This window comes from Ruegeria sp. BE10, assembly GCF_056538905.1.
The window spans coordinates 331,533-346,585 of record NZ_JBQFTX010000003.1; the positions used below are offsets into that span (position 1 = coordinate 331,533).

Here is a 15,053-nt window from a genome sequence, read left to right on the forward strand (position 1 = left end):
CATTAACCAATTTCGGCAACGTTACCAAGCTGTCAAATCGGACGCTGTCGGCAAAATTGTAAAGCTCCTCACCGGCGCGTAATCTGGCGGTGTTAGACTGTGCAACACTCAACTGATGCTTAGGGTTTTTCATAACGGGAGAAATTGACATGCCTCATTACATTAATCACTTCACTTGCTCGGCGGCGGCATGGCCAAAAGACCGCGAGGGGGAGATCGCTGCGTGGACCGATATGGTCGGCGATGCCAGCGAACTTGTGGAAGGGGAAGGCCCAGTCAAATTCACAGGTTGGATAAGCAATACTGAGGGCTATGTTCTCCTTGAGGCGGACTCCAAAGCCGAAGTAATCGGGATCTGTGCGCAATTCTGGCCGCTTTTTCACAATGACATCATGGAAATTGTGCCAACTGCAGAAGCAGGACCAGCAATTTTGGCTGGCGTAAAGCGAGGGTGGGAAAAGAAGGCATAGCACTTCGTTCTGGCGACCATCAGTTTCCCCTGAAGATCGGAAAGGCCGGCCAATTTGCGGGATTACTACATGCTAACGGGTCAGTGCCATCTGTTAGATATCCCGTATCCAGAACTGCAGCGGCTTCAGCGTCTCGCTCTCTTCGCCAATATCCTTCCACGAAAACTGCGCGATTGCTCCGGGCAGCGGCTCATATCCCCGCGCCCGCCAGAAGGCGTCCAGCGGCCGGTAGTTTTCGGGCCGCATCGGGTGATCCGCCGGGCGCTGTACGCCGCAAAAGGCGCATTTGCTGAAACCTAGTGCTCGGGCATGCTCCTCACGCAGATCGAAAAACTTATGGCCAACGCCTTGACCTCGATAATCGGACAGCAATACGGATTCCGCGCAGTAGAAGATCTGCGACAGATCCAGACCGGTGCCCTCAAACGCCGCCGCGAAATCGTCGGCGTGGTCAGTCAGCGGTGCCCCGGTTGACGCGCCAATCAGGCGATCGCTGTCAAAGGCGCCGACGACAATTGCTTTGTCGCTGTCACGATAGGATTGCAGATATTTCCGCTCATATGCCAGATCGCCATCATAAAGGTAGGGCCACGCCCGAAACACTTCGATCCGCAAGCGCGCCACGTCGTCCAGAGCGGCCTCTAGCGCCGCTCCGATCAGGGGGCGGACGGCGGTGATCTCAGCCACCGGACACCTGCTTGGTCCAATCTGCAAGATTGTAGAAGGTGGTGACGCGGGTGATCTTGCCATCCTCAAGGTCAAAGAACGACCCCGCTGGCAGGCGGTAAGTCTGGCCGTGGGCCTCGGGCAGGCCCTCGTCAGTTTCCAGATAGGTCCCGTTTACGATGAATTCGGCCGCTGCACGTGTGCCGCCCTTGGCCTCGAAAACCACGATATCAGTCAGGTTCTCGCGATAGCAGCGGTTCATGTGATCGCAAAAAGCCGTGAATTTCTCTTTCCCGATGCGAATTTGACCTTCGTTCACGTGATGGGCCACATTCTCGGACAGGCAGGCCAACATGCCCTCTACATCGCCGGCGTTGAAGGCATCGAAATAGGTTTGGACGGTCTGGTTCATGGTCACTCCGTAGGTTCGCCCCAGCGGTCTTTCAGATGCTTGATGATCTGATCGCGGGTCTGTCGGTAGTGATGTAGCTTTTGTTCGCGATTCTCGCCCAGTCCAGTAGGGTCCATTATTGGCCAATAATCGACATCCAGATGAAAAACCCGTGTCAATTCCAGCGCCTGACGCTGACTGGCGGGCGACAGAGCCACGACCAGGTCGAAGGAACTAAGATCGTCGCCCCATTCCTGCATCTCATCAAAGGACCGCGAGCGATGCCGGGACAGCTCGACGCCGATCTCGTGACAAACGGAAATGCAAAACCCGTCAATCTCAAGGTCGTTATGGACGCCAGCAGACTGTACATAGGTGCCGGTACCATAGAATTTCTTCATGATACCTTCGGCCATCGGAGACCGGACCGAGTTGTGGTCGCAACAAAAAAGGACCGACTGCGGCAGAGGCTTCACGCGTCAGCCCCCAAAATGCAACACGCAAATCAGCGTGAACAGACGGCGGGCGGTGTCTGTGTCAATATCCGCCTTTCCTTCCAGCCGCTCCTGCAAAACGCGGCTGCCTTCGTTGTGAATTCCGCGCCGGGCCATATCGATGGTTTCGATCTGGCTGGGTGGCAGGTTCTTGACCGCATTGAAATAGCTTTCGCAGATCTGAAAATAGTCTTTGACCACCTGCTTGAACGGGCCTAGCGAAAGGTGGAACTCGGCGGCTTTTTCCTCGGCCTCGGTGGCGATGTCAAAGACCAGACGTTTTTCACGGATCGACAGTTGCACGTGATACGGCCCGTCCGGCGCCGTGCGCCCATCCCGTTGAGGAAGGGTAAAACTGTTGTCTTCCAGCAGATCATAGATGGCGACCTTGCGCTCTTGCTCGATCTCGGGGGTCGGCGGCGGCAGGTTTCGATCATCCAGTTCGATATGTGAAATGCGGGTCATGTCGCGTGTGGTCCGTTCAGTTCAGCACAGACCTATAGCAATGGTTTTCATTGAGCAACGCACAGAAACGCCATGTGCCATAGGTCTTTGCGTCAATTCAGCCCATTGAGGCGGGCCGTCACCGACAGACCGTGCGCCTCAAGGCTTTCGGATTGCGCCAGTTGTTCCGCCGCAGGGCCAATGGCGCGCAGCGCGTCGGGCGTCATCTGGCTGAGCGTGGTACGTTTTAGAAAATCCATCACGCTGAGACCGGATGAGAACTTGGCCGAGCGCGCGGTGGGCAGCACGTGATTTGGGCCACCAACATAATCACCGATGGCCTCGGGCGTGTACTGGCCCAGGAAAATCGCACCCGCATGGATGGTTTTTTCACTCAGCCCGACCGGATCGGCGATGCACAGCTCCAGATGCTCGGGCGCAATGCGATTGGACAGGGCGGCGGCCTCATCCAAATCGCGCACGGTGATTATTGCCCCAAAGTCGCGCCAGCTGGCCCCTGCGATGGCGCGGCGTTGCAAGGTTTCAAGTCGCTTCTCAACCGCTTGCGCCACTGCCTGCCCAAAGGCCGCATCATCGGTGATCAGGATCGACTGGGCGCTTTCGTCATGTTCGGCCTGGCTAAGCAGATCCAACGCGATCCAATCGGGGTCATTGTCCTTGTCCGCGATCACGAGGATTTCAGATGGCCCGGCAATCATGTCGATCCCGACCTTGCCGAACACTCGGCGCTTGGCCGCCGCAACAAAGGCATTGCCCGGGCCAGTGATCTTGTCCACTGGCGCGATGGATGCGGTGCCATAGGCCAGCGCTGCAATCGCCTGCGCGCCACCGATGCGATAGATTTCGTCGACTCCAGAAAGCCGCGCGGCCAACAGGACCAGTGGATTCACCTGCCCGTCTGGCGTTGGCACCGTAATAGCCAACCGCTGAACCCCCGCCACCTTGGCCGGAATTGCATTCATCAGAACTGACGAGGGGTACGAGGCCAACCCGCCCGGCACATAAAGCCCGGCTGCCGACACCGCCGACCAGCGCCAGCCCAGTGTCGCCCCGGCTTCGTCGGTCCATTGATGATCCTCAGGCATCTGTTTTTCGTGATAGGCGCGGATGCGCTTGGCGGCCAGTTCCAGCGCGGCGCGGTCCGCATCCGAAACCTGCGCAACCGCAGTGTCGATTTCTTCTGCGGAAAAGGCCAACGTAACGGGCGTCAAGTCAAGCCGATCGAACTTGGCGGTCAACTCTATCACAGCCGCGTCGCCCCGGCTGCGCACATCATCGATGATTTGCGCTACGGTGGCATCTACGTCCGGGCTGTCCTCGCGCTTGGCCGACAACAGCGCTTGAAAGGCGGATTCGAACTCGGACGACGTGGTATCAAGGAAAACGGGCATGATCAGGCACTCCGGGGCGTTTGATGGGGACATATCGCCGGGATGAGTTGGCCTCAACCCTTAGTCCTTTGGGTGCAGCGATTTGCGCATCGCGAAACAGGACACATCGCCACGCGCACCACATTGCCCTGTGGCCTGCCAGCCGTGCCGCCGGTAGAAGTCCTGCGCGGTTTTTGTCGCCTCTAGTCTGGCATCGAATTGACCCGAGGCAATCAGGTCTTTCTCAAGCCGGTGCAGCAGGACGGTCCCGATGCCATGACCAGTGTGATCCGGGTCAATGTACAGCAGCGTGATTTCGTCGTCGCGCAAACCGCCCACGGCGGCAACCTGCCCTGCATGTTCGGCCAGCCATATGTGCGCACCCGCCACGATCCAACCCCGGATGGATGCAGGGTCCTTGTTTGCGGTCCAATGCGCGATGGCCTGTGGGTCGCCCCGATGATCCGCGACACAAAGCTGGGTGATCGATCGGATCAACACCCGACTCAGATCGAACACATCAAAAACGGTTGCGCGGCGCAGGGATACTCCAGCTGGAATCTGCGAGAATGCCTGTGAAATGCCGCGCTTGTTCTGCATTTATTCGGGGTGATGCGGCGCCTGACCCGAAGGGGCCTTGTACGGCCGCGTCACATCCTTGAGCGTGGCGTCCAGTGCTTCGACCTTGAGCCGGATGGCGCCATCCCCTGCCAGCGTCAGCAAAACCTGACCCGCCCCGTCCTCGCCTGCCTCAAAATCAATCGACAGCAGGGACATCACCATGTCCTTGTCGCTGCGGTCGATGCCCTGACTGGCCACCGACAGCACCGAATCGAACACCAGAACCGCCTGAACCCGCTCAAACGGACGATCACGGCGTGTCGCGGCATCCTTATCTTCCCACCGAAAACGGTTCAGCAGCAGGCCGAACCGGCGCTGCGAGGGCTGCCATGTTATCTCGGTTACAGGAAATACCGCATCCTGCGCCAGGGTCGAGATCACCTGCAGATCCTCTGCATCCTCGGCACCCAGATTCAGAGGGGCCTCGCGCCCGTCGTGGAAACTTGCGTCTGTCATTGGCCCTTGATCCGTTCTATTTTTGCACCCACGCCTTCCAGCTTGCGCACCACATGCTCATATCCGCGGTCCAGATGATAGACCCGGCTGACCGTAGTTTCGCCCTCAGCTGCCAGACCCGCCAGAATCAACGAGACTGAGGCCCGCAGATCCGTTGCCATCACCGGCGCACCTTTCAGCTGATCCACACCTGTAACAGTGGCCGTGCCGCCATGCACTTCGATATTCGCGCCCATGCGCACTAGTTCAGGGGCGTGCATAAAGCGATTCTCGAAGATGCGTTCTTCCAATACCGCGGTGCCTTCGGCCGTACACATCAACGCCATCATCTGCGCCTGCAGGTCAGTCGGAAACCCCGGAAAAGGCTCGGTCACCACACCCACCGAGGTCACGCGCCCGTTCTTGCGCGCCACTTTCAGACCCTTTTCGGTTTGCGTGACGCTGACACCCGCCGCGTCAAGCTTGGCAGCAAAGGAGTTAACCAGCGACATGCGACCGCCCAGCAACTCTACTTCACCACCGCAAATGGCCGGGGCCAGCATATAGGTGCCCAGCTCAATCCGATCGGTCACAACCTGGTGGGTTGCACCGTGCAAGCGATCAACGCCCTGAATCTCGATGGTCGAGGTCCCCTCGCCCGAGATTTGTGCGCCCATCTTGCGCAGGCATTCAACCAGGTCGACGATCTCAGGCTCGCGCGCGGCATTCTTCAGAACCGTGGTGCCCTTGGCCAAGGTGGCCGCCATGACGATGTTTTCGGTCGCGCCCACGGATGCAAAACGCATCTCGTGGACTGCGCCTTTCAACCCGCCGGATGCTTTGGCGTGCAGATAGCCGTCCTTCAGCTCGATCTCAGCGCCCAGCGCCTCAAGCCCCTCAACGTGCAGGTCCATGGGTCGCGCGCCAATCGCACAACCGCCAGGCAGCGAAACCACCGCCTGCCCCAACCGCGCCAGCATCGGACCCAACACCAAATTGGACGCACGCATCTTGCGCACGATTTCATAATCCGCAGTGTGGCTGGTCAGATCATGACTCGACATCGCGATCACCTGCCCGTCCTGCAGCGACGACACCTCAGCCCCCAAAGACTGCAGCAATTGTGTCATGGTCTTGATGTCGCTCAGCCGCGGCGCATTGGTCAGCGTCAGCGGTTCTTCGCTCAGCAAGGTTGCGGGCATCAGCGTCAAACACGCGTTCTTGGCCCCCGCAATCGGTATCTGACCGTTCAGCGGCCCATTGCCCGTCACCAGAATCGAATCCATCTGCTCTTATCCCTCGTCCTTTTCGGCATCGTTATCCGAGCTTGCGCGCGCCTTGGCCTGCGCCTTGCGCCGCGCCATATTCGCCTTCAGCGCCGCCTTCAGCCGCTCTTCCCGAGCGTCCGCGGATTTGCCATGTTTTTTGGGTGTATTTCTATCTGCCATAATCTTTCTCTACAGGAGGTGAAAAAAACCGTCCAGAGACCCTTGCGCCCTGTTTCGTTTGCGTCTAATCACCCGCCCACAGCGCTGCTGTAGCTCAGAGGTAGAGCACTCCCTTGGTAAGGGAGAGGTCGAGAGTTCAATTCTCTCCAGCAGCACCATAAAATCAAAGACTTATAGAATTGTCGGCGTGCCCCCATAGGGGACAGGCGACCACATGGGGGCCATCGCACAGGATTCCTCATCCGATGGCTACGTTGCGCCGATTGGCTTGAGCATTCGATGATAGGCTGCACCTAACTGACGAACCCGCCCCCCGACCTACCCCCTCAGTCAGCCCTGCGTGTGCCATTGAGGCTCGCCGACTTTGCGGGGCATGATTTTCAAAAGACCGTCCTCTGTTAAGTAAAGCTCTAGGTGTTCTTTAAAGGCTGTCGAATTGGGGGCTCGGGACGAATGCCCGCTTCAGCCCGACAGGGGACGTTCACACAAGACGGAGCTACGTCCAAGGTGCGGACAGAGCCTCCATCCACTTAGCACAAGGCAATGACCGCTCTTAGTCCAAAGCGGACACCAAGATGTATTGCGCTAAGTACGCGCGTACAAAACGCAAAGCTGACCTTAGGCAATTTCTTTGAAATCACAATTGATTTTGCCGCGAATGACTCGGCAAAAAGGCAAAGATCTAGTGCCAGATTTTGACTCAGCTGCTTTTCTCAATAGTGTCGGAAAGCAGAAAATTATTGATCGCAAGTCGCCAATCATAAGGGTCAAGGTTGCAGAACGAAACTCTCGTATCTCCTTCACGGTCACGTAACCCATCAACTTTACTGGCGATCACATTGCGCTTCGCGGCAAGCGCTTCGTCCAGCACAAGTCCATAAGCCTCCCAACGCGAGGGAATCGCAATGATATCGACGGCTTGATAAGCTTCTGCCGGATCTTTGGCGTGACCCCGAAATTCGATGCGCGGGTCACCCTCTGCCAACGCCTCAAGGTATGACCGTTGACTGCCTTCGCCAAAGATCAACAAGCGCGCGCCCGGCGTTCGGGTTGACCTAAAGCCTTGGATCAGGATGTCGAAGCCTTTCTGCTGCTCGAGCCGCCCGATGGCGCCAATTGTGGTCTTTGACTTGGGAGGCATCGTCTTTCGTGACAACTGCTCAAGATCAACGGTCGGAGGAATGACAGCCAGTTTTTCTGAAGCAGCTAGGCGTCGTTCTTGCATCCAGTCCGCCTGCGCATGGCTGACCGCCACCAGCTGATCGAAGAAAGAATAGATCACCCGTAGCATCGCAAAAAACCGACGTTTGTGAGGGACATTCAGGGTGGTGAATGCCCGGGTGTAACTGTGTTCGACATGGACAAGTCGAGTATTAACATGCATTGCGCGAAGGGCCGAGAACGCGGGCAGGCTTCTCCAACTTGGTGCGACGTGGGACACGATGACATCCGCATCCAGTTTGCCCCAAGAAAACGCGGTCCGTTTGACCTTCAACACCTTTTGCTCGATCGCGCCGGAAAGATCTGACTGCACCAAAAGATGGTCGAGCATTCGCATCACGCCGCCCGCTGTCGTGTCGTCTACCAGGTGGAGGACCTTTTTCTGTTCCATGATGATGCCTCTCTCAAATCGATTGCAGTTTGGATTTCATTTGCCTCAGCCGGGTGATCGGGCCGGGTCCAAACGTTTTCAACACAAGGGCCGCGGCGAAGGTGCTGAACGACTTCACAGGTTCCTCAAGCACCGGGCGGAGGCTTTCCTGGACGCTTCGCGCAAACAACTCCCAAGCTGTGTCCCGGTCGAGGTTGGTGATGGCCCGCCGTGCCAAATAGCGTAGCTGATAGGCCCGCGCTGAGTGTTCGTGCTGGGCAAAAAACTCAGGGTTAATCGGGCGCAACTTCGCGACCAACCGCTCCCACGCCTCCAACTGGCGGTCCAAAGCCGCTGACAGCCCGCCTGCATTGATCCGGTAATAGGTTAACAGCCCCGGAACGCCTTCGATCTGCCAATCGGTCGTCAACATCAGCCGCATCCAGCATTCTATATCTTCGGACTGCCTGAACGTCTCATCGAAGACCCAATCCCGCTCGATCTCAAAACTCGGGCGGTAGGCCAGAGCCTCCAGTACCGTCTTTCGAATAACGGCCGCCGATCCATTGCCGATTGGATTGCGGTTCAGAACATGGGCTGAGGTCACATCCTTCAGGCGGGGTGCTTGTTTGATCCCCATCATGAACCCCGCCTCGTCGATCAAGGCACTGCCGGAGAAACTAACTCCCACATCCGGTTCGGCCTTGAGATGGTGAATATGAGCCGCCAGCTTCTCGGGCATCCACAGATCGTCGGCGTCGCAAAAGCCGATGAACGTACCCCGCGCGGCAGCGATGCCAGTATTTCTGGCCCCCGCCAGCCCACGATTGGCCTGCCCGACAAGTCGTATGCGCGGGTCGCCTTGGTGCGCGCGGGCAATCTCAGAGGTCGCGTCCTGCGATCCATCGTCGACAATGATGATTTCGAAATCGTCATAGGTTTGCGCCTGCAGTGAGGCGAGCGTTTCGACCAAGGTTGCTTCGGCATTGTAGGCGGGTACGACGATGGATGCTGTGGGCATGGTGATCTCCTTCAGAACTCTTAAGAAAACAACGCACGTTTGATCGCTTGCGGGAGGATCGGGGCCAGCGCGGCCCCTGCGGCGGTAGGCAGTCCTCGGCGCAGGGGCAGCAGGAAACTGCGCGCATGCAGGCTCAAGCCTTTGCGTGTGTAAGACAGGGCCTGACCCTGATGCCCCAACCGCAGCGCCCGGCGGGCAAGATAGCGCAAATAGACGGCCTCGGACGACCGCAACGGGAACACGCCAAAAGACGCAGCCGTTTTCACCGCATAGGCCCGCCCAGCGCGCATTGCGTTCAGGTCCGAGGACAAGCCCCCGGATCTGGTGCGATACCAGACCTGGAACTGATTGACCCCTTTGACGGTAAACCCCTTGCCTACGAGGCGGATTAACAGCTCCAAATCTTCGTTATGCACCGTTCTCGTGTCCAACCCGCCAATGGCGTTGAAGACCTCGCGACGGATCGAAAGATTCGACATGGTGCAGACGGGATTCTCAGCCAACAGGTCCTGAATGTTCAGTGGTGCGCTAGGAACGGTCGAGCATGTCTGAGAATCTCCGAGCTGATCGGCGAAGAACCCGATCTGCCCAAAAACAGCATCCGTCGAAGAGGATTGAAAGGCTTCGTTAAGCTGCACCAGCTTGTCCTTGTGCCACAGATCGTCTGCATCACAGAACGCCAGCATGTCTCCCTTGGCCAGTTCGGCCCCATAGTTGCGTGCGGCACTTGGGCCATCGAAGGGGCTGCTTGCGACCCGGATACGGGGGTCTTGGGCAATGTGATCCAACACGATAGACAGGCACGCCTTCGAGGGACGGTCGCCGACGCAGATCGCCTCCCATTCCGTGAAGCTTTGCGCGCGAATGCTGGTCAGCGTATCAGCAATTGTGTCCGCATCGGTGTGAAACGGCACGATGATGGTAAAGCGGGTCATTGGAAGCCGAACCTCTCTGTTGTCTTTTGATCCCGAGGCAGCAGCACCCAAGAGGCGATCAACATGAGGGCAGCACTGGTCATCAGGTATCCCATCGCCACTGGCATCAGCCCGAACGGGGCCATGATCGCGGTGTTGAGGATCAATGCGAATGCAAGGGCCGTGCTGACTCGTAGCTCGGTGATCGCGCGGTTCTCGGACCGCAGCCAGCCGGCCACGGCGGACCAGATGACGCTGGGCAATGCGGCAAGGCACAAGACCGAGACCACCGGTGAAATCTGCTGCCACTCAGCACCCAGCAGCAGCGGCACGTAGACCGGCGCAAGGGCGGCTTGCAGCAAAACCAGCGGGGACAGCACCAGGAGGGACGTACCGAGCCCATGACGCAGCGCCTTGGTCTTGTCCGGGGCTGCGCAAAGATGTGGGAAAAGAACGACTGAAAAGGCCTGCGTGAACGATGTCGCCAAGCCGAGTCCAGCGTTGAAAGCCATGAAGTAGATGCCAAGGCTCTCGGCCCCCAGCATCGCGCCGACGACAAGCTTGTCGGCCTGCAAACGCAGAACTTTGACAACCTCAACCCCCAGAACGGCCCAGCCGAAGCCAACAAACGGGCGAAGGGCGGCAAACCCGCGCTTCGCGTTTGATGCCCAGGGACGTAGACGGCGCATCAGGACCAGCCAAATCGGGGCGGCCAGCAATCGGGGCAGAACCAAAGCCAGCGGCGATGCCCAGAGCAGCGCCAGTAGCGCGGCCATAACATTTGCACCAACCACCTGCCCTCCGGCAACAGCGGCTGTCTTTTGTAGCTTGCCCTCACGCATCGCAAGCGCGGCCTGCACCAGGCCGGCGGGCATGAACAGGTACTCTCCGGCCAGAACAGCGAGCAGCAGCGCCAGGGTCTGGTGCCCTATCGCATAGAGGGCAATGGCGATAGTCACCTGCAGCAAAAACAGCGCCCCGCACCAGACCCAGAAGATACGATGCGCGGTGTTGCAGCGCTGTTCCAGCTCGGACTGCGGGGCTTGGATGATCCTCTGCCCCACGCCGTTCTCGGTTAGCGCCTTTAGGATATCCCCTGCCGCGAGGGCAGCGGCAGCCAGCCCTATTGCCTCGGGGCTGAGGGTGCGGGCCACAACCACGACCACCGCAAGACGTGAGGCTTTTGCCGCCACTTCGGACGCCGCATAGGCTAGCAGGTGCCGCAGGAAACTGGAATGTGCCAATCGCTGAGTCATGTCGCCAAGTGTCCAAAAACAGTATTGGGAACAGTTCTAATTGGCAGCGACATCCCTGTCCCAGACGCGGGCGGACAGCCAGACGAACCATCGGGCGAGCGACCTATCCGATTGGGATAAACGGCAATCCCGATGCCGGTCTGACGCACATCAAGACACTGCTGTAGCTGTGGATGCAGTTCAGGAGAGTTCAAAATGAAACGACATTTCAAAGTTTTGGCTTTAGGGGCCGTCAGCGCGATTGCTCTGTCGGGATGCAGCAGCATGAAGACCCCACGCAACATCGAACCCGTCGCAAAAGGCGAAAGCTATCAGGCGCAGTACCGTGCCCCATCACGCCGCCGGGCAAATGCGCCCTTGCTGCAAGCGGAACATTTGAACGGGCGCGCCTGTTTGCCTCCGACCGGGGATCAGGGCACAAACGCCTTTGCCAAATGGTCTAAACCCGCGCTTAGCCCTCTGCTGGGCGAGAAACTTTCGCGCAATGATATGGTGCAGATCACCATCGACGGGGATGAGCTTCTCAGCGACACCTATGTTGTGTCCCGCGATGGCGACCTGAAGATGCCATACCTGCCGCCGGTGCGCGCGCAGGGCAGAACGACCGAGCAGGTCGAGCGAGACGTGGCCCGGGTTCTGGTAGCCGCACAGTTCTACGACAGTTCCCCGCGCGTCACGGCGCGCATCAGCGATTTCGCCTCGGTCACTGTCGGCGTGAAAGGCGCTGTGTTTGAACCCCATTCGGTCGAGATCGGAGGCATCCCCGGCGACGCGCTGGATCGAGGGCGTCAGGGCGTACTGGGTGCCTCGACCGAGGCGCGCAACCTCTCGGTCGCCATTCGCGCTTCCGGAGGTGTGCGCCCGGATGCGGATCTGTCAGCGGTTGAGCTGCACCGGCAGGGCACGATCTACCGGATGGACCTGCGCGGGGTGTTCGAAGGCTCGGATCCGACCGACATCATGCTGCTGACCGGGGATCAGATCGTGGTCAACAGCCGAGGGTGTTTCCAGGATGATTTGATGCGTCCCAGCCCGATCAGCCCGCCCGGCGTAACGCTTTATATGTCCAACCTCACGCAACCTGCCACCGGCAACGCAGAGTCGGCCATTGGACGAGACGTGCGTGAGGTACCCTATGGGACGCGCTACCTGCAGGCCGTAGTCGATACCAATTGCGTCGGTGGGGCCAAAACCACCAATGCCAATCGCAGCGCGGTCCTGTTCACCCGCAACCCGATGACCGGGAACTCGATCGTCATTGAACGCAATATCGAAAAGCTGCTGCGACGTGGGGATCGCGATGACTATGACCCCTATGTTCTGCCAGGAGATGCGATTGCATGCTACGACAGTAAGGTGACCGGCCTGACCGAAGTCGCCCGCGCGGTTGGCATCGTCGGCGCAGCGGCGCTGCTGGCGCCCTAAGTCAATCCCTAGCGGGCGATGATTTCGCCCGCTCCCAAGCAGTGGAGACTGCAGCGAGCTTGTTAGTGATGTCTGTGTGTTCCTTGGCTGCAGTCTCTACCGCAACTAACGCCTCTCGAAACTCTTCCACGCCGAAGGTTGCTGCACTCCCAGCCAGTTTGTGACAGGCCTGAGCAATTTGATTTAGATCTGTCTGGTCAAATGCCCCGGTTTCAAGCTGTTCAACCAATTCATCCCCTTCGGCAATGAACTTGGCATGCAGGCGGGCAAAGCCTTCAGGGCCGAGGCTGCCTTTCAACTCCGCTAACGGATCTGGCTGCGCATGTTCCGAAATCTGCCCGTCGGTGCGCGTGACCACCGAAAGCGCCCTGCGCAAGGCATTCAGCGAGATCGGTTTGCCAATGAAAGCCGTCATACCGGCGGCGCGAAAGGTCTCAACCGCATCTGGCAGGACATTGGCCGACACAGCGATAATCGGCACATCGGTCGACTGCCCCCGACCGCCACGAATATGGCGCGCAGCGGTTGGCCCATCCATCACTGGCATGCTGATATCCATCAGGATCGCGTCGAACCTCTGACTGCTGGCCTTGTCGACGCCAACCTGCCCATTCTCCGCCGTAGTTACACGGTGACCGTCCAGCGCCAGCATGTTGCAGATGACCTCGAGGTTGATCTCGTTGTCTTCGACCACCAACAAGTTCAGCGGGAGAGCGGTCTCGGTATTGATCTGAGCAGCTTCTAGCAGTTGGTCGCGCGCTGACGGCTGTAACGGTATCCGCAGCCAAAAAACGCTTCCTTCGCCCAATGTGCTTTCCGCCCCCACCTCACCACCCATGGCCTGCGCGAACCTGCGGGCAATTCCCAGGCCAAGCCCGGTCCCTCCGACCGTGCGACCGATAGAGGGATCGCTGGTGTAGAAGTCATCAAAAATGGCGTCGATCTCATCCTCGGCGATGCCAGCCCCGCTGTCGATCACACGCACTTCGTAGACATGTGCCTTACCCTGACCGGAAGGTTCACATCTTTCGACCTCGATCGACACACGGCCATTTTCGGTAAACTTGATCGCATTACCCACAAGGTTCAGCAGAATTTGCCGCAACCTTTGCGCGTCAGTCGCGACATGCGGATAGGCTCCGCCCACCCATTGCCACGAGATTGAATTGCCGCGCGAGGCCGCATTGCCGCTTTGACCATCCACAAGGTCCTGCAGCATCGCGTTCAGGTCGGTTGGCTCGTGCGCGACAGACAGCTTGCCGGCCTCGAACCGAGCAATATCCAGCACCGCATCCACATGATTTTGCAGAACCTGGCCCGAGATCTCCATGTTGCGGACAAACTGAGACTGCTGTTTGGTCGTGCGTGTATTCTTGAGAAGGGTGAGGTTGCCCAGCAACCCGTTCAACGGGGTTCTGATCTCATGACTCATAACAGTCAGAAAATCCGACTTGGCCTTTTCCCCGGCAAGGGCACGGTCGCGGGCCGAGACAAGCTCTTTCTGATCCGCAACGCTTTGTGAGATATCGCGGACGAAACCGATAACAATTTCCTCGTCCCCGGCCTGAGCGGATTGCAAAGCGAGTTCGACGGGAAAAACATCGCCATTCCTGCGCAACGCCTCAAGCTGAACGCGACCCTTGCCAACCACGTGGCGGTCGCCCCCGCTCTGCATCCGCTCCATGCCTTCATCATGCGCCGCGCGTAGATGCGCAGGCACAATCAAGTCGCCGATCGAATGCCCTTTGGCCTCATCTTCGGAATACCCGAAAATCGCCTGTGCAGCTGGGTTGAACTCCAGCACTTCACCGGCGGCGTTCACCACGATCACGGCATCCAATGAGGTAGAAAGGATCGTATTCATGCGCTGGTTGGCCTGCTGGATTGCCCCACCGCGTCGATCTGCCTTGCGATTGACCACCAGGAGATAGGCGCTGACCGCGGTCAGCGTCAGAAACAATCCCCCGGACAAAACGGCCAGTTGAAACAGGCTGAGCGCGGTTTCTTCACGGCGCTGATCCGACTGGCTTGCAAAGTACGAGATCGCCGAGACCGAAAGCTCTCGCACTTTTTGAGCGATCCCCTGCGCGCCGTCATAGAGAACCGGCAGCCCCGCCTTCAACCCAGGATCCTCAGCATCGATTGTAGGCACCGAGACCTCCAGATATGCGGAGACGTCGTTCAGAGGTTCAGCGAACTTCGGGTCGCTTCGCAGCGTTTCGAACAGACGCGAGGTGTCTAGAATATCGATTCGGCTGTAAAAAAGATCGAAACGGCGCCGGACAAGGTCCAGGTTTTCTGTGCTTGGCTCTGCGTCCGATACACCCGCCTCAAGCGCGTTGAGGTAGAACAGGAACTCGACCTCGACCTGCGTCAGCGTCCATTGCACGTTATCTGTTCGGGCTGACTGCCGGTCGCGCAGGTCGGACATCACCTTGACGGAAAGCAACACGACCAAAGCAAGGGCACCCAAAACGGCGATACCG

16 protein-coding genes and 1 tRNA gene are annotated in these 15,053 nt (G+C 58.6%); 3 read left to right on the plus strand and 14 right to left on the minus strand.

Annotated features, from left to right (window positions below):
• Positions 1-149 precede the first annotated feature (149 nt).
• The gene (locus ACR0M2_RS09880) at positions 150-470 is read left to right on the plus strand and encodes a hypothetical protein (RefSeq protein WP_170350221.1); all 321 of its coding nucleotides are present in this window, start codon (positions 150-152) and stop codon (positions 468-470) included.
• Between the two features lie 93 nt (positions 471-563).
• On the opposite strand, the gene ACR0M2_RS09885 is transcribed toward ACR0M2_RS09880, so the two are convergent.
• The 9 genes from ACR0M2_RS09885 to ACR0M2_RS09925 all read right to left on the minus strand — a co-directional run bounded on the left by ACR0M2_RS09885 (position 564) and on the right by ACR0M2_RS09925 (position 6,360).
• The gene (locus ACR0M2_RS09885; RefSeq protein ID WP_480704870.1) at positions 564-1,157 is read right to left on the minus strand and encodes a GNAT family N-acetyltransferase; all 594 of its coding nucleotides are present in this window, start codon (positions 1,155-1,157) and stop codon (positions 564-566) included.
• Positions 1,150-1,548, minus strand: coding sequence for a ketosteroid isomerase-related protein (locus ACR0M2_RS09890; RefSeq protein ID WP_480704872.1), 399 nt, complete (start codon positions 1,546-1,548; stop codon positions 1,150-1,152). The genes ACR0M2_RS09885 and ACR0M2_RS09890 overlap by 8 nt, the downstream gene beginning before the upstream one ends.
• A gap of 2 nt (positions 1,549-1,550) precedes the next feature.
• Positions 1,551-2,003, minus strand: a complete 453-nt coding sequence (locus ACR0M2_RS09895; RefSeq protein ID WP_170350218.1) for an arsenate-mycothiol transferase ArsC — start codon at positions 2,001-2,003, stop codon at positions 1,551-1,553.
• A 3-nt stretch (positions 2,004-2,006) separates the two neighbouring features.
• Positions 2,007-2,486, minus strand: a complete 480-nt coding sequence (locus ACR0M2_RS09900; protein WP_170350217.1) for a UPF0262 family protein — start codon at positions 2,484-2,486, stop codon at positions 2,007-2,009.
• A gap of 92 nt (positions 2,487-2,578) precedes the next feature.
• Positions 2,579-3,877 carry a histidinol dehydrogenase gene (gene hisD, locus ACR0M2_RS09905; RefSeq protein WP_480704874.1) on the minus strand — a complete coding sequence of 433 codons (1,299 nt, stop codon included), beginning with the start codon at positions 3,875-3,877 and terminating at the stop codon, positions 2,579-2,581.
• Between the two features lie 60 nt (positions 3,878-3,937).
• Positions 3,938-4,456 (minus strand): GNAT family N-acetyltransferase, encoded by a 519-nt coding sequence (locus ACR0M2_RS09910; RefSeq protein ID WP_170411645.1) that lies wholly within the window; start codon positions 4,454-4,456, stop codon positions 3,938-3,940.
• Positions 4,457-4,933 (minus strand): DUF2948 family protein, encoded by a 477-nt coding sequence (locus ACR0M2_RS09915; protein ID WP_170359514.1) that lies wholly within the window; start codon positions 4,931-4,933, stop codon positions 4,457-4,459.
• Positions 4,930-6,198, minus strand: a complete 1,269-nt coding sequence (murA, locus tag ACR0M2_RS09920) for a UDP-N-acetylglucosamine 1-carboxyvinyltransferase (protein WP_480704876.1) — start codon at positions 6,196-6,198, stop codon at positions 4,930-4,932. Before murA ends, ACR0M2_RS09915 begins: the two co-directional genes overlap by 4 nt.
• Before the next feature lie 6 nt (positions 6,199-6,204).
• On the minus strand, positions 6,205-6,360 hold the full coding sequence (locus ACR0M2_RS09925; protein ID WP_170350212.1) for a hypothetical protein: 156 nt from the start codon (positions 6,358-6,360) through the stop codon (positions 6,205-6,207).
• An 83-nt stretch (positions 6,361-6,443) separates the two neighbouring features.
• Between ACR0M2_RS09925 and ACR0M2_RS09930 the strand changes: the two genes are divergently transcribed.
• Positions 6,444-6,518: transfer RNA gene (locus tag ACR0M2_RS09930), tRNA-Thr, on the plus strand.
• A 542-nt stretch (positions 6,519-7,060) separates the two neighbouring features.
• On the opposite strand, the gene ACR0M2_RS09935 is transcribed toward ACR0M2_RS09930, so the two are convergent.
• The 4 genes from ACR0M2_RS09935 to ACR0M2_RS09950 are packed head-to-tail and all read right to left on the minus strand — an operon-like array spanning position 7,061 to position 11,142.
• On the minus strand, positions 7,061-7,972 hold the full coding sequence (locus tag ACR0M2_RS09935) for a glycosyltransferase family 4 protein (protein WP_480704878.1): 912 nt from the start codon (positions 7,970-7,972) through the stop codon (positions 7,061-7,063).
• 13 nt (positions 7,973-7,985) lie between these two features.
• Entirely contained in the window at positions 7,986-8,972 is a 987-nt protein-coding gene (locus ACR0M2_RS09940; protein ID WP_480658394.1) for a glycosyltransferase family 2 protein, read from the minus strand.
• Between the two features lie 20 nt (positions 8,973-8,992).
• Positions 8,993-9,907: a glycosyltransferase family 2 protein gene (locus tag ACR0M2_RS09945; RefSeq protein ID WP_480704880.1), complete on the minus strand. Its 915-nt coding sequence runs from the start codon at positions 9,905-9,907 to the stop codon at positions 8,993-8,995.
• Complete coding sequence (locus ACR0M2_RS09950) at positions 9,904-11,142, minus strand: oligosaccharide flippase family protein (RefSeq protein ID WP_480704882.1); 1,239 nt, start codon at positions 11,140-11,142, stop codon at positions 9,904-9,906. Before ACR0M2_RS09950 ends, ACR0M2_RS09945 begins: the two co-directional genes overlap by 4 nt.
• Positions 11,143-11,337: 195 nt before the next feature.
• Between ACR0M2_RS09950 and ACR0M2_RS09955 the strand changes: the two genes are divergently transcribed.
• The gene (locus ACR0M2_RS09955; protein WP_480704884.1) at positions 11,338-12,567 is read left to right on the plus strand and encodes a polysaccharide biosynthesis/export family protein; all 1,230 of its coding nucleotides are present in this window, start codon (positions 11,338-11,340) and stop codon (positions 12,565-12,567) included.
• Position 12,568: 1 nt separating this feature from the next.
• Here ACR0M2_RS09955 and ACR0M2_RS09960 read toward each other — a convergent pair whose 3' ends face one another.
• Positions 12,569-15,019 (minus strand): ATP-binding protein, encoded by a 2,451-nt coding sequence (locus ACR0M2_RS09960; protein ID WP_480704955.1) that lies wholly within the window; start codon positions 15,017-15,019, stop codon positions 12,569-12,571.
• Positions 15,020-15,053 lie beyond the last annotated feature (34 nt).

Bases quoted from the DNA above. Each gene is read 5' to 3' on its own strand.
- ACR0M2_RS09880 (WP_170350221.1), top strand. From the start codon at position 150: ATGCCTCATTACATTAATCACTTCACTTGCTCGGCGGCGGCATGGCCA.
- ACR0M2_RS09890 (WP_480704872.1), bottom strand. From the start codon at position 1,548: ATGAACCAGACCGTCCAAACCTATTTCGATGCCTTCAACGCCGGCGAT.
- ACR0M2_RS09900 (WP_170350217.1), bottom strand. From the start codon at position 2,486: ATGACCCGCATTTCACATATCGAACTGGATGATCGAAACCTGCCGCCG.
- hisD (WP_480704874.1), bottom strand. From the start codon at position 3,877: ATGCCCGTTTTCCTTGATACCACGTCGTCCGAGTTCGAATCCGCCTTT.
- ACR0M2_RS09910 (WP_170411645.1), bottom strand. From the start codon at position 4,456: ATGCAGAACAAGCGCGGCATTTCACAGGCATTCTCGCAGATTCCAGCT.
- ACR0M2_RS09915 (WP_170359514.1), bottom strand. From the start codon at position 4,933: ATGACAGACGCAAGTTTCCACGACGGGCGCGAGGCCCCTCTGAATCTG.
- murA (WP_480704876.1), bottom strand. From the start codon at position 6,198: ATGGATTCGATTCTGGTGACGGGCAATGGGCCGCTGAACGGTCAGATA.
- ACR0M2_RS09925 (WP_170350212.1), bottom strand. From the start codon at position 6,360: ATGGCAGATAGAAATACACCCAAAAAACATGGCAAATCCGCGGACGCT.
- ACR0M2_RS09935 (WP_480704878.1), bottom strand. From the start codon at position 7,972: ATGGAACAGAAAAAGGTCCTCCACCTGGTAGACGACACGACAGCGGGC.
- ACR0M2_RS09940 (WP_480658394.1), bottom strand. From the start codon at position 8,972: ATGCCCACAGCATCCATCGTCGTACCCGCCTACAATGCCGAAGCAACC.
- ACR0M2_RS09945 (WP_480704880.1), bottom strand. From the start codon at position 9,907: ATGACCCGCTTTACCATCATCGTGCCGTTTCACACCGATGCGGACACA.
- ACR0M2_RS09950 (WP_480704882.1), bottom strand. From the start codon at position 11,142: ATGACTCAGCGATTGGCACATTCCAGTTTCCTGCGGCACCTGCTAGCC.
- ACR0M2_RS09955 (WP_480704884.1), top strand. From the start codon at position 11,338: ATGAAACGACATTTCAAAGTTTTGGCTTTAGGGGCCGTCAGCGCGATT.